The sequence below is a fragment of the Paenibacillus apis genome, from assembly GCF_018333295.1.
Taxonomy (GTDB): domain Bacteria; phylum Bacillota; class Bacilli; order Paenibacillales; family Paenibacillaceae; genus Fontibacillus; species Fontibacillus antibioticophila.
The window spans coordinates 249,391-262,350 of record NZ_BORS01000006.1 but is presented as its reverse complement, the minus strand read 5'-3'; the positions used below and the strand labels follow the sequence as shown (position 1 = coordinate 262,350).

Sequence of the window (12,960 nt, the reverse complement as noted above, 5' to 3'; positions counted from 1 at the left end):
AAAAAGCCGACCAATGATTCTGCGTGCCGGGGGCAACGTGTGAAGTATGCTTACGATCGCTGTTGTTCGCAGATTTCTTGATTGTATAAACCCTAGCAGGGTAGAAATCCGCTCACAAAGGCGAACACTTTCGCTTTATGCTTCCGAAGTAGCTTTCTTACAGAAAGCTTGTAACACTTCACACTTATGCCCTTATTACGCAGGGCTCTTCAGTCCGGCTCTATAGTTGCCGGATGCACTGCACCCCTCTATGACGCAAATGCATTCAAACAGTAAATAGGCAACACCGCATCATCATCGGGGATACCTTCATTTCAATCAGCCTGCAGGGCAAGGCTATTCCAGTAGATTCTGTGAAATACGACCAAATACGCATGCGTAACATGCGTAAACCTCGTGCCGAGCGCAGCTCCATGGCGCGGTGTTTCGCAGCATGACAGTGATCGTTCGATGGTATGAAAGCAGTACGATCGTACGCATTTAGTGAAAAAAGTTACCTTAAATTCAGTGGAAATGATAAAAATGCGGATATAGTGAAATTTTTGTACTTAAAGTTGACTAAAACACGGGTTTGGCTAGTTACTGGCGATCTAAGGTAAGTTTTTTCACTAAAAGTGGGTTTGTGCATCGAATGAAGATTTTAAGATAAGTAATTTCACTAAATCGCGACCGGATGAGCATGAGCAAAATGAAGGTCAAGAAGAACGGGTGAATTCGAAGCAAGACTGAAATGCCAATGGGACAAGTTAATTTCGGAGGTAAACTTCAGTACTGGCAGCACAGGAAAAGTTTCGGTGTAGGGCCGGAGCATCGTGAGGCGGAGGCGCAACTTTAGGCGCGGTAGGTCATTGACGTCGTGCATAAGCTATCGCGTAAGCTGCCATTCGCGCTTTGCCCAAGACTGTGCTTGATCTCCTGCTTGTATGCTGAAAGGGCCTGTCCCGCTGATCGAATTTTGGGACAGCCTCTTTTCAGCAGCCGCTTCACTTAATTGGAATAGTTTTCTAGTCCAAGGGATAGAATGGTGAAGGGCTGTCCGAGGCTCAGCAAAAATTGCAGCTAAATTGAAGAAGGGACTTGAAATTCGTTTCTAAGTTGAGTATCATAATTATTGGTTATTAGCACTTGATGTTGTTGAGTGCTAATACATAGTTTAATTTAATTCACTCTACACAACATATTTAAAGGAGGCTATTTTTCATGATCAAACCTTTAGGTGAACGCGTATTGGTAGAACCGATCCAACAAGAGGAAACTACTGCTTTCGGGATTGTGCTTCCGGATACAGCGAAGGAGAAGCCGCAAGAAGGTAAAGTCGTTGCTGTAGGCAGCGGCGCGCTGAAGGACGGTGCTCGAATTCCGCTGGAAGTGAAGGAAGGCGACCGTGTCTTGTTCTCCAAGTATGCCGGTACGGAAGTAAAGTATGAAGGCAAAGAATATTTGATTATGAAAGAAAGCGACATTCACGCCATTATCGGCTAAGCAAGCAAAGTGGCATAGAGAATTAGCAGCTCATCATCATATTCCAGGGAGGTAATTATTCAATGGCTAAGGAAATTAAATTCAGTGAAGACGCCCGCCGCGCAATGCTTCGCGGGGTAGATACATTGGCAGATGCAGTTAAAGTTACGCTTGGACCTAAAGGACGCAACGTCGTTCTGGAGAAGAAATTCGGCAGCCCGCTCATTACTAATGACGGTGTGACGATTGCGAAGGAAATCGAATTGGAAGATGCTTTCGAAAACATGGGCGCTCAGCTCGTTAAAGAAGTAGCAACCAAGACGAATGACGTAGCCGGTGACGGTACAACAACTGCTACGGTACTTGCTCAAGCCCTCATCCGTGAAGGTTTGAAGAACGTAACTGCAGGTGCAAGCCCGATCGGATTGCGTAAAGGGATCGACAAGGCGGTTCGTACTGCCGTTGAAGAATTGAAGAAAATTTCCAAGACAATCGAAGGCAAACAATCGATCGCTCAGGTTGCTGCGATCTCTGCCGCTGACGAAGAAGTGGGCGAACTGATTGCTGAAGCGATGGAAAAAGTGGGCAAAGACGGCGTTATTACCGTTGAAGAATCCCGCGGCTTCGCTACAGAGCTTGAAGTGGTTGAAGGGATGCAATTCGACCGCGGCTATGTATCTCCATACATGATTACTGACACGGATAAGATGGAAGCCGTTCTCGAGAACCCATATATCCTGATTACAGACAAGAAAATCAGCAGCACACAAGAAATCTTGCCGCTGTTGGAAAAAATCGTACAACAATCCAGACCACTGTTGATTATTGCCGAGGATCTGGAAGGCGAAGCGCAAGCGATGCTCATCGTGAACAAACTGCGCGGAACCTTCAATGCGGTAGCAGTCAAAGCGCCTGGCTTCGGCGACCGTCGTGAGGCAATGCTGCAAGATATCGCAGCTCTGACTGGCGGACAGGTGATTACCGAGAAGCTCGGCCTTGATCTGAAGAGCACCGTTGTAGAACAATTGGGTAATGCTCGTCAAGTTATCGTGACTAAGGAAAATACCACAATCGTTGACGGAAGCGGCGACAAGAGCGATATCCAAGCTCGTGTGAACCAAATCCGTGCTCAACTGGAAGAGACCACTTCCGAGTTCGACAAGGAGAAGCTGCAAGAGCGTCTGGCGAAGCTGGCTGGCGGCGTAGCTGTTATCAAAGTCGGCGCAGCAACCGAGACCGAACTGAAGGAGCGCAAGCTGCGCATTGAGGATGCTCTGAATGCTACTCGCGCTGCAGTAGAAGAAGGTATCGTATCCGGCGGCGGCGTAGCCCTCGTGAACGTATACGGCGCAGTTTCTGCTCTTGAGCTTAGCGGCGACGAGAAGACAGGCGCTAACATCGTGCTTCGCGCTCTGGAAGAGCCTGTTCGCACAATTGCAGCGAACTCGGGTGAAGAGGGCTCCGTTATTGTGGACCGCCTGAAGAAAGAAGAAGTAGGCATCGGCTACAACGCAGCTACCGGCGAATGGGTGAACATGTTTGACGCAGGGATCGTTGACCCTGCCAAGGTTACCCGCTCCGCGCTGCAATACGCAGCTTCCGTGGCAGGTCTGTTCCTGACAACTGAAGCCGTTATTGCCGACAAGCCTGAGCCGGAAAAAGCCAGCGCTCCTGATATGGGCGGCATGGGCGGCATGATGTAATAAAGGTCTGCAAAGCCGTGTGTGGTAAGGGTTTCTCCTCGGAGAAACCTTGATTGCCAACATTGTGTATAATAAAGACACCTTAGTGTGATGGAAATCACTCTAAGGTGTCTTCTATTTTTAACTAAGGAGATGATGATTTGAGTTTAACAAGACGGTTGAATTCAAATGAGATAGATGGTATAGCCACTTTTTATCATTTTGATAATCATACTAAAATTGTACTAACAAATAATATGCTACATAACAGGAAGCCTATATTTTCAACAAAGTCATCCCATACTCATTCGTAACAAAGTTCATGTCTGAATCACGAGAAACCAGTACCAAATTAGCTGTAGAGGCAGTTGCAATAATGAGCGCATCAGGAGTTTTTATTTTCCGACCCTTGCTTCTCTGTTCGCTTTGCATGGAAGCTGCTTTTCTTGAGACAGCGGAATCGACGTGTATCATATGCCTAGGGGAGAATAGTCTTTCTGCGATTAAGAACTGATTGTGTTTGACACCGCTCAGCACTTCACATTCCGTAATCGTCGAAAAGAATATCCGTCGTTGTTCTTCTTGGGCTTGTCGTACTAATTTTACAGCGGCATGATCGTTGTCCAGAATGGCGATGACGATGTTGGAATCGAATAAATATCCGGAGTGGTTGCGGGTCACTTTCCCCAGCCCTCCCGTGACTCATGAATGTGGTCTAATAATTCTTGCGCTTCCCCGGGCTTCAGAATTCCAGCCACACTTAAAATGTCATCTACTGAGTAATCATCAAAGTCCTCGATGGTTTCTGCTTCAAGATCTATGACAAGCTTCTTGGTGGAAATATTGTTTTCAGATAAAAACTCCCTTAAGTCTTTTGCTATATGAGGATGGAGTTTGCGTACCATTGACATGGAGAACCACTCCTTTATCAAAATATGTTGCTAAATCGTTTCGCTTTCCGCGACCTTCTTCGATCTTTACTTATAAACAATTATACCCGAGAATGGAATGAATGGATACGGCCGCGGCACACAGAACGAGTTAGATTAAGGACGCTTTGACGATCATGATCAGTTTTGGAGCGCTTATTGTTGCTCTGCTGACACTGGTGGTGGCCATCGTCGTAGCGATTAATCAGCACACAAAGAAATAGGCCGCCCTAGGGATTAGGTATGCGGTCTATTTCAACGTCTAGCTTATCAGCCGCCCGCTCTTTAAAGCGGCACGTGTACCCAGGGGGGCGTGTATCCAGCACGGCTCCTTTACTATTGTTATCACAGCACAGACAATGGTTATACCTCAATCTGCCGGATCATGTACATATGGCTGAAAGCAATCTTATTCCACAACAAGAATACGAGGCGATGCTTTACGGATGACATTGGATGAGACCCAGGCTCCCAGAGCGGCGGAGATGATGTTGATGCTGGCGATGAGCAGAATTCCGCCCCAGTTCAGAACAATTGGCAAATGAACAATGCCGTATCCGGCAAGGACCGTTTCCAGCAGGGTGGGTAGCAAATAAACGCCTGCCGCGATGCCAAGTATGGCTCCGATCGCCGATAGAGCGGCGATTCCCAAAGTTATTGACCATCTTAAGCGTTTAGAGGCCATGCCGACTGATTTATAAATGCCATAGGTTTTACTTTCTCTCCGAATATTAATGCGGCAGGTACTGAAAATAATGATGAACGTAACGAGTACAAATAGCATACCCATCAGACTCATCGGGAAGATTAAAATGTTGGACGCCTCTTTAAAGACGGAATCCAGCAGCGTCTGTTGTGTTACTACTGATGTGGAAGCTTTAAAGCTAATATTCAATGCATCCGCCACCGTATCCGCCTGATTAAGGCCGTTCACATTAATAAATACCACATCCACATCATTGTAGGTCGGATTAACCGTTCTAACAGCATCCATCGTAATGCGTCCAGAAATGGACATATTGGCTATGGCTTGATAAATTCCCGTGATGATAAAGGTCTGCTGCTTACCTTCAATATATACATCTATTACGTCGCCCAGGTTCTTATTCAACATTTTCGCCACGTTTACGCCAAGGGCAATTTCATTTGGCAGGCGCGGATTGTTTCCGCTCAAGGTTTCAAATCCTAATTGCCGGTAGTCTCCGTCCAGAACACTAATAGAGATACTCAGCGATTGACCAACTGTATCCGGTCTAGCTTCTGAACTGATGATCCCTGTTATATTAGCCTGCCAGCCATAATTAGCAATTCTGGAATCGGCATTTATGACTTGCTCGAATTCGGCACGGGGGAACTCGGTTTTATTAACAATCACGGCTGCGATATTGGCGTTGTCATAACCCCATTTCGCTGCTGTATGCTGAATGCCGGTAATGCTGCTTATCAGAACATACCCCAGTACCAATACAGAGGAAGCCATCGTGGTCAATATCAACATGAGAACGGACACTTTGATATTCTTGATCAGGTTCCTTAGACCGATAACAACGGTGGCGGGAAAATGACCGAATCCAAGCCGTCGAACGCCGGCCGAGTTCATTCTGCGGCTGATTTTGCTGTTGTCCGTTTCCGACATGCCATAACGAATCGCTTGTACTGGTTGTATCTTACGCGCTTTCTTTGCATACAGCACCACGAACAAAATAACCAGGGCGAATAAGATCAGCCCTATGAGCATGGCGGCGCCGAAGCCTTGAATTCTGAGATCGGTATCGGCTGTCTTAAGCGAAGATAGCGAGAAGGTAAGGATAAGCCGGGACGACAGGGTACTAAGTACCAATCCGGGCGGTATGGAAACAAACGAAAGAAACGAATACAGCATGACATAGGTAGCGATTGTTCTACGGGACGTCAGGCCTAATGATTTGAGTACCCCAATGGTTTTGTAATTGGCCAGAATGGAATCGGAGATGGTAAAGCCAATGGTAATGAGCGCAATCAGCATCATGACCAGGCCCAGGAAAATCATAACAAATCCGATGATCCGATTAATGATCAGGTAAAAAGATGATATGCTTTCAAACTCCATTTTCGATTCGAGGAACGGGGTGCCTAGATCTTTTTCAAAAACCTCCCAATAGTCCCTATTGTTGCTGTAATCAGCAAAGCGAAGCCCGATCAAATAATTATCATTGCCTGGCAAAGCCGTGAGTTTCCCTTGATAATCATCGCTGTTCATCCAGATACGCGAGGTATTTGAGAATGGTGCGCCGAAAGGAACATCCACAACAATGGCAGACACTCGCAACTCCAGTATGAGGGCTCCGGCTTTGAAGCTGATCATGTCGTCTACGGAAATATTGTAGGAGTTAGCCATGGAAGTGGGAACCCATATCGCTCCCTTCTCCGGAGTAGGGCTTACCATGCCTTGCGAGAAAACAAGCTCATCTACGCCCAGAGGAGAAGCAGGGGTATTCATCATGAACAAATAAAGGTTCGGAAAGTCCTGACCCTGATGAGAGATTCCCGACAAAGCACGATATTGCAGCAGTTTTGTTACTTCGACGCCATCCTGTGCAGCCCACCAGTCATGGACAAATTGCGGGTCATGATGCCCTTTTTCAAGCGTCAGGATTTGATGAGATCCGTTTGTGCGGCTATGCATTTCCGTGAACAGATTACCGGTATTGGCAATAATGATCGCCGCCGTGGGGACCAACAACGTGGATAGCAGGATGAGTAAGGCGATAAACAGATTTTGAACCTTGCTTTTTTTTAAATAGGATAAGCTAAGCCTACAAACTGCAGCCATCATTTACTCCTTTCCCGAAACGAAGGAGAAGATCAGGGCTTCCCGTTCCTGGCTATGATTAGCGTCGTATTTCTCAAACTCCAGAATTCCGCCGATTTTACCGTCCCGGATATAAAAAAGCCGGTCAGCCCTACAGGCTGCTTTAATGTCGTGAGTAACCATAACGACCGACTGCCCCTGACGATTTATACCGCTTAGAATGTCGAGTACGGCTTTGCCGTGATCGTAATTCAAGCTTCCGGTCGGCTCATCCGCGAAGATGATGTCGGGAGAATTAATCAATGCCCGGGCAATCGCCGCCCGTTGCTGTTGTCCACCCGAGGTTTGGGAAGGAAGGCGGTTATTCAGGCTGTCGATCCCCATGGAACGGAGCAATTCATTCGCTTTAGCCTTCACTTTGTTCTTTTTATATCCGGCAATATAGCCCGGTAAGGAAACGTTGTCCATAATTGAAAGATCAGGCACAAGGTTTATACTTTGATAAATATAACCTATCCTCTTGGCGCGGAAATCGGACATCTCTTGTTCGCTATAAGCATCAATACGTTGCTCGCGGAAGTAGACCTCACCCGCACTAACATTATCCAGCCCGCTAAGCAGGTACAGCAGGCTTGACTTTCCCGACCCGGAATTCCCCATGATGACAGTAAACTCCCCTTCATAGATTTCCAGGTCAATATTGCGGATCGCATGATGTTGCTCGCTTCCGGCATTGTATGTCTTACATAGATTTTGGGCGCGGATAATTACCGTTCCGGACATTTGCATCACTCCCGTTTTTCTGTTTAAGCAACAGTATAGGTGCCGAATATTTAAAAAGGCTTATCAAGTTATTAATAAAATATTACTGCTGCGAATTTAACAGTTTGGAAGAGTGAAATGGAATGTAGTTCCTTGCCCCTCTTTGCTTGTAAAAGAAATCTGACCGCCGTGAGCTTCAATAATAGTTTTGCAAATCGAAAGCCCCAAGCCTGATCCCTCCAAAGCATGCTCCCGGTAGGCGGTGCTTGCTTGTCCTTTGAAATAACGCTCAAATATAAAAGGCATATCCTGGGGCCGGATTCCTTTGCCTGTATCGGTAATCGTAATCTTCAAATGTCCCGTCTCTAACTCGGCTTTGATCATGATGGTGTCCCCGGGAGCGGTGTGCTTTAACGCGTTGGATACTAGATTGGAGATCACTTGCTCGATCCGCACGGTATCGATATTGATCAGAACGTTTGGGATATCCTCAGGTTCTACGTAAACTAGGCCATTAGAACGGACATAATGACCGATAGGTTTGAGCATATGCTGCAATAGTTCCTGGCTATACTGTTCACGAGGATCTACCGAAATCTGCCCTAGTTCCTGTAAGGCATGAATAAGCAGGTCATCCACAAGCCTTGCTATTTTATCCGTATTGGTTCGCATGACTTCAACGTATTCCAACATCGTTTCCGGGTCCGGACAAATGCCCTCAAGAATCGCGTCTATGTAAGCCTTCACGGTCGTAATCGGAGTTTTAAGATCATGGGAGATATTTGAAATCAGTTCTTTTTGCGCTTGCTCCTGCTTGATCCTCTGTATGTTCAGATGCTTAATTTCTTCTCTCATCAAATCAAACATGCCAAATAATTCGTCCAGTTCATCCATTCTGGCGTATTGAATCTGCTGCTCGTAATTCCCCTTCAGGATGGCTTCAGCATGCTGCTTCAATGTTTGAACCGGGGATATCAGATGCAGCTCCATTTTTCTTTTAATTGAATTGAATAGAACAACTAGGCTCAGAGAGAGCAGTATTGCAGCAAGGAAAAGCAATAAGGGGATAGTGTTGGTTTTCTGTTCGAGAATGATGTTTTCAGGAACAGTAAAAATAGCATTTCCTATTTGGGTCGGGGGCGTTCCGCTAATGACAGGAAAAGCAATTTCAAAGTATTCTCCTGCTTGCAAAGCAGAGTGCATGTCATAGTGAAGATCAGTATGTAAATCGATTTTTTGAATCGGGGGAAGGCCTGCTGTTTGGAAGGAAACCGTACCAGCAGGATTTGTGTACATCATTTCAACATTGTTAGCTTGCGTTAATGTGTCAAGTTGCTCCCGAACCCCAGCATCATCAAGCTTGTCCGCATGTTGCTCCAGATAAAGCATGATCGGATTAACGGTTATCCGAACTTGGTTGATAACATACTTGGGATCGGAGGCACTGTCACCAGTGTCGATGTACATAAAAAGACCTATACTGCAGCCTGTTATTATGGTCAGACAAATTATGACGGCCCTGAACCAGTTCCTAGACCAACTGCTCAATGACATGAAGTATGCTCCAATCGTAGATTAGTCCAAACTAAATTTATATCCTACGCCCCATACTGTCTTCAGATAGACCGGGTTCGATGGATCGGCCTCAATCTTTTCCCGGAGCCTGCGGATATATACGGTTACTGTGTTCTCATCCCCGTATGCCGCATATCCCCAAACCGCGTCAAGCAGTTGAGCTTTGGAGAACACTTGATTTTTGTGGCTTGCCAGATAGTGGAGCATCTCGAACTCTTTGGCCGACAGCGCAGCCTCTTTGCCGTCTATCGTTATCTTATAAGCCTTTTTATCAATCATCAGCCTGCCTAAATATAGCTTGTCAGGATCTTGCCGCTCGCCAGTAATCATTTCATATCTGCGGAAGTGGGCATTAATTCGGGCCAGCAATTCACTTAAAGAAAATGGCTTGGTCATATAATCGTCGGCTCCGAAGCCAAGTCCCAGAACTTTATCTGTATCGCTGCCTCTAGCGCTTAAAATAAGAATGGGCACATTATTTCTGCGCCTGATTTCCCTGCATAAATCGATGCCATCCATATCCGGGAGCATAATATCGAGAATAATATAATCCGGTTGCAGCAGCTCCAACATCTGCAAGCCGTCTTTTCCGTTCCCTGCAATGGCAGCCTCATATTTGTTTTTTGCTAAATAATCTCTCAAAATACGCGAAATATCTTGCTCATCTTCAATAATGAGGATTTTACGGACTTGCTCCATGGTCAACTCTCCATTTGTTTTAGGCGTACTTTCTCTATTATTTTATACTATATAAGTTGAACTACTGAATATTACGTTCTGGGGGCAACGTGTGAAGTGTTCTTACGATTATATAGTCAGCATTATCAAACTCGGGTATATGGAATAAAGTTAATGCGTTTTCCGTACTTACTCTGGAAAACGCATTAACTACAGAAGTATCAATAATTTTCTATCTTTACTTATAAAGAATTATACCCGAAAACAGAATGAATGGATACGATCATGATCAGCTTTGGGGCGCTTGTTATTGCGTTGCTGACGCTGGTGGTGGCCATCGTTGTAGCGATTAATCAGCACACAAAGAAATAGACCGCCCCAGGTGAGGGAAGCGGTCTATTTCTGTCGCTTTACAAACCAACCATAGCCGATCGCTCTTTAAAGCGGTACGTGTACAAGGGAGTCGTGTGTCCAGCACGGCTCCTTTTCTATTGTTATCATAGCATACAGCGAAATATACCTCAAGACGGAACAGTCGTTCAAGCATGATGGCCTGGTTCAAGCAAAGAAATCCACGAACAACAGCGATTATAAGAACACTCCTACGTTGCCCCTACATGCACAATTGTTAGTCCGATCATAGCCTTAAATATGTAAAGTGTATTTTGCTATTGAAATAAGTTGGTAATTTTGATTATGATGTTACTAAAGATGTTAACTAAATCTAGAGTAGGTAGATTATGAGTTTAAATGACAATATATTAATTAAAATTCGTGAAATGAGAGAGAGCTTTACTCCGGTTGAACGATTGGTTGGAGATTACATCCTGGAAAATACGGAAGAAATCCCTCATCTGTCGATCAAGGAATTGGCTCAATCGAGTAAGACAAGCGATGCTTCTGTCCTTCGCTTCTGCAAGACGATGGGTTACAGCGGATACCGCAATTTTATTGTGAGTATATCCGCTTCTTTGGGTTCTCGTGACGAGGATGCAAGAGCTCAATATACCGATATTCGGCCGGGTGATGACCTTTCGACAATTATTTCAAATATCTCCTTGAATAATATCAAGTCCATTGAGGATACGCTTAGTGTTATTGATCGAAAAGAAATTGCAAGAGCCGTAGAGTTACTGCGTCATAGTAAGCGAATTGTTTTCTTCGGAATAGGCGCCTCCGGAATTATTGGCATGGACGGGCAACAAAAGTTTTCTAGAATTAATAAGATGTGCCACGCTTATACGGATGGACATAGTCAGCTTACGGCAGCAACTTTACTTGAGAAGGATGATGTTGCTATCTTCATTTCCAACTCTGGAGCAACTAGCGATATTCTTGATGCACTGGAGATTGCTCAAAGGAACAAAGCGAAATGCATTGCAATTACGAAGTACAATAAAAGTGAGCTCGCAGAGCGGGCGGATATTGTCTTGAGTATATCTACACCGGAAATCACTATCCGCAGCGGTGCCATGGGCTCGCGGATCGCGATGCTTACGATCGTTGATATCTTGTTTGCCGGTGTGGCAAGCGCAGAGTATGAGCAAGTGAAAACCTACTTAACAAAGACGCACAATATATTAAAGAAAAAGCTTAGAAATTAGTCTGACCCTGGATTTTTGATTTTTAATGGGCAGTGACGAGTGACGAGTATTTGGGCAACTCGCAGTCATGAACGAATGACGCGGGATGCCTTTTTTTGTCTTGATGTCAGGTTAGCTACATAATATACAAGTTGAAATTTAGCGAAGTGCAGGATGGTTTTAGGTCTGATATGGGAGAAATTTAAAGAATAAAGTCATTAAAATGAATGATTTTTTTAGTATGCGACAGCTCTTTTGAAGCGGAGTTTATGAACAGGGAAGTGACTTTTCCTTTTTAGAAGGGATGCCTTTATCTATAACGTTGTAAGCGTTTAATTAAAATTCGGATTTCGTCTTGTAAGCGTTTTATAAATGTGATATAACAGAGTGTGTAAAGTATGAAATAAAACATCAGAATTTAATTTCCTAATGAAATTTAGTTTCAAAATCTATTGACGAAACTACCCGTTGTATATTAGTATAGGAGCATGAAATTTGTTAGTTAAATTAACACTCATTGTTATATCTGTGTGAGATTTAAGCTGGCAAGAAGGAGGATAGCTATGAATGACTACCTTGCGGGATTAACAACAGAAGCTGTGAATCCAGACACATTAATGATTGATGAATGTACGACGGAAGAAATGATCCAGCTAATGAACCAACAAGATGCATTGGTCCCCGCGGCTATAGCTGAGGAAATTCCGCAAATTGCAAAGGCGGTAGATATTCTGCACCATAGGTTATCGAATGGTGGAAGAATGTTTTACATAGGAGCCGGCACATCAGGAAGATTAGGTGTTTTGGATGCTTCCGAATGTCCGCCTACCTTTGGTACAGATCCTTCCTTGGTGCAAGGACATATTGCTGGTGGCGATATTGCTTTGCGCACTGCGGTGGAGGGCTGTGAAGACGATGCGGATGGGGGAATCGCCTTAATCGAAAGCATCGGTGTAACAGACAAAGATGTACTTGTCGGGATTTCGGCGAGCGGCAGTGCAAACTTCGTCATTGCTGCTTTGACGAAAGCAAGGGAGCTTGGAGCAGCTACGATTGGCGTCTGCAACAACAAAGGCTCGAAGTTCGAACCCATTGTAGATGTCTGTATTTCACCTGTAGTAGGGCCGGAGGTAATCAGCGGCTCGACTCGATTAAAGGCAGGAACCGCTCAGAAGCTGGTGCTTAATATGCTGACAACATGCACGATGGTCAAGTTAGGGAAAACGTACAACAACTTAATGGTTGACCTGAAGGCAAGCAATATTAAGCTCGTCGATCGCTCGATCCGTATCATTATGAACACAACGGGTGTAGAAGCATCAACCGCGGCAGAAACACTTGAAAAAGCATCCATGAACTGCAAGCTGGCAATCATGATGATTAAGACGGGGTTAGAGGCACAAGAGGCGGAGCAAGCGCTTAACGCCAACGGAGGACGCTTAAAACAAGCAATTGCATCATTAGTTTAGGCGGCAAAAGGGTTGGTAGACGAATTAAGT

The 12,960-nt window shown here is 45.1% G+C and carries 13 protein-coding genes; 7 read left to right on the top strand and 6 right to left on the bottom strand.

What is annotated here, in order from left to right:
- Positions 1 to 1,200 precede the first annotated feature (1,200 nt).
- Positions 1,201 to 1,482, top strand: a complete 282-nt coding sequence (gene groES / locus KI362_RS10965) for a co-chaperone GroES (RefSeq protein ID WP_044477373.1) — start codon at positions 1,201 to 1,203, stop codon at positions 1,480 to 1,482.
- Between the two features lie 62 nt (positions 1,483 to 1,544).
- Positions 1,545 to 3,164, top strand: a complete 1,620-nt coding sequence (gene groL / locus KI362_RS10960; protein WP_212944019.1) for a chaperonin GroEL — start codon at positions 1,545 to 1,547, stop codon at positions 3,162 to 3,164.
- 255 nt (positions 3,165 to 3,419) lie between these two features.
- On the opposite strand, the gene KI362_RS10955 is transcribed toward groL, so the two are convergent.
- Both KI362_RS10955 and KI362_RS10950 read right to left on the bottom strand, forming a co-directional pair.
- A complete protein-coding gene (locus KI362_RS10955; protein WP_301627237.1) occupies positions 3,420 to 3,824 on the bottom strand; it encodes a type II toxin-antitoxin system VapC family toxin in 405 nt (134 codons plus the stop codon).
- On the bottom strand, positions 3,821 to 4,054 hold the full coding sequence (locus tag KI362_RS10950; protein WP_301627236.1) for a hypothetical protein: 234 nt from the start codon (positions 4,052 to 4,054) through the stop codon (positions 3,821 to 3,823). The genes KI362_RS10955 and KI362_RS10950 overlap by 4 nt, the downstream gene beginning before the upstream one ends.
- A 146-nt stretch (positions 4,055 to 4,200) precedes the next feature.
- Between KI362_RS10950 and KI362_RS10945 the strand changes: the two genes are divergently transcribed.
- A complete protein-coding gene (locus KI362_RS10945) occupies positions 4,201 to 4,296 on the top strand; it encodes a putative holin-like toxin (protein WP_374705649.1) in 96 nt (31 codons plus the stop codon).
- Between the two features lie 185 nt (positions 4,297 to 4,481).
- Here the strand turns inward: KI362_RS10945 and KI362_RS10940 are convergent, their stop codons facing one another.
- The 3 genes from KI362_RS10940 to KI362_RS10930 form a co-directional block, all read right to left on the bottom strand.
- Positions 4,482 to 6,884 carry an ABC transporter permease gene (locus tag KI362_RS10940; protein WP_301627235.1) on the bottom strand — a complete coding sequence of 801 codons (2,403 nt, stop codon included), beginning with the start codon at positions 6,882 to 6,884 and terminating at the stop codon, positions 4,482 to 4,484.
- A gap of 3 nt (positions 6,885 to 6,887) precedes the next feature.
- The gene (locus tag KI362_RS10935) at positions 6,888 to 7,646 is read right to left on the bottom strand and encodes an ABC transporter ATP-binding protein (protein WP_301627234.1); all 759 of its coding nucleotides are present in this window, start codon (positions 7,644 to 7,646) and stop codon (positions 6,888 to 6,890) included.
- 96 nt (positions 7,647 to 7,742) lie between these two features.
- Positions 7,743 to 8,582, bottom strand: coding sequence for a HAMP domain-containing sensor histidine kinase (locus KI362_RS10930; protein ID WP_301627233.1), 840 nt, complete (start codon positions 8,580 to 8,582; stop codon positions 7,743 to 7,745).
- A gap of 460 nt (positions 8,583 to 9,042) precedes the next feature.
- Here KI362_RS10930 and KI362_RS10925 point away from each other — a divergent pair, with 460 nt between their 5' ends.
- Positions 9,043 to 9,204 (top strand): hypothetical protein, encoded by a 162-nt coding sequence (locus tag KI362_RS10925; RefSeq protein WP_301627232.1) that lies wholly within the window; start codon positions 9,043 to 9,045, stop codon positions 9,202 to 9,204.
- Here the strand turns inward: KI362_RS10925 and KI362_RS10920 are convergent.
- Positions 9,201 to 9,899: a response regulator transcription factor gene (locus KI362_RS10920; RefSeq protein WP_301627231.1), complete on the bottom strand. Its 699-nt coding sequence runs from the start codon at positions 9,897 to 9,899 to the stop codon at positions 9,201 to 9,203. The genes KI362_RS10925 and KI362_RS10920 overlap by 4 nt on opposite strands.
- A 252-nt stretch (positions 9,900 to 10,151) precedes the next feature.
- Here KI362_RS10920 and KI362_RS10915 point away from each other — a divergent pair, with 252 nt between their 5' ends.
- The 3 genes from KI362_RS10915 to murQ all read left to right on the top strand — a co-directional run bounded on the left by KI362_RS10915 (position 10,152) and on the right by murQ (position 12,930).
- The gene (locus KI362_RS10915; protein ID WP_301627230.1) at positions 10,152 to 10,250 is read left to right on the top strand and encodes a putative holin-like toxin; all 99 of its coding nucleotides are present in this window, start codon (positions 10,152 to 10,154) and stop codon (positions 10,248 to 10,250) included.
- A 368-nt stretch (positions 10,251 to 10,618) separates the two neighbouring features.
- Positions 10,619 to 11,482, top strand: coding sequence for a MurR/RpiR family transcriptional regulator (locus KI362_RS10910; protein WP_301627229.1), 864 nt, complete (start codon positions 10,619 to 10,621; stop codon positions 11,480 to 11,482).
- A gap of 542 nt (positions 11,483 to 12,024) precedes the next feature.
- Positions 12,025 to 12,930, top strand: coding sequence for an N-acetylmuramic acid 6-phosphate etherase (gene murQ, locus KI362_RS10905; RefSeq protein WP_301627228.1), 906 nt, complete (start codon positions 12,025 to 12,027; stop codon positions 12,928 to 12,930).
- Positions 12,931 to 12,960: the final 30 nt, after the last annotated feature.

What these genes read in the sequence shown, in the direction of transcription:
- KI362_RS10940 (WP_301627235.1), bottom strand. Translation starts at nt 6,884, where the DNA reads ATGGCTGCAGTTTGTAGGCTTAGCTTATCCTATTTAAAAAAAAGCAAG.
- KI362_RS10915 (WP_301627230.1), top strand. Translation starts at nt 10,152, where the DNA reads ATGGATACGATCATGATCAGCTTTGGGGCGCTTGTTATTGCGTTGCTG.
- murQ (WP_301627228.1), top strand. Translation starts at nt 12,025, where the DNA reads ATGAATGACTACCTTGCGGGATTAACAACAGAAGCTGTGAATCCAGAC.
- groES (WP_044477373.1), top strand. Translation starts at nt 1,201, where the DNA reads ATGATCAAACCTTTAGGTGAACGCGTATTGGTAGAACCGATCCAACAA.
- groL (WP_212944019.1), top strand. Translation starts at nt 1,545, where the DNA reads ATGGCTAAGGAAATTAAATTCAGTGAAGACGCCCGCCGCGCAATGCTT.
- KI362_RS10920 (WP_301627231.1), bottom strand. Translation starts at nt 9,899, where the DNA reads ATGGAGCAAGTCCGTAAAATCCTCATTATTGAAGATGAGCAAGATATT.
- KI362_RS10910 (WP_301627229.1), top strand. Translation starts at nt 10,619, where the DNA reads ATGAGTTTAAATGACAATATATTAATTAAAATTCGTGAAATGAGAGAG.
- KI362_RS10950 (WP_301627236.1), bottom strand. Translation starts at nt 4,054, where the DNA reads ATGTCAATGGTACGCAAACTCCATCCTCATATAGCAAAAGACTTAAGG.
- KI362_RS10935 (WP_301627234.1), bottom strand. Translation starts at nt 7,646, where the DNA reads ATGTCCGGAACGGTAATTATCCGCGCCCAAAATCTATGTAAGACATAC.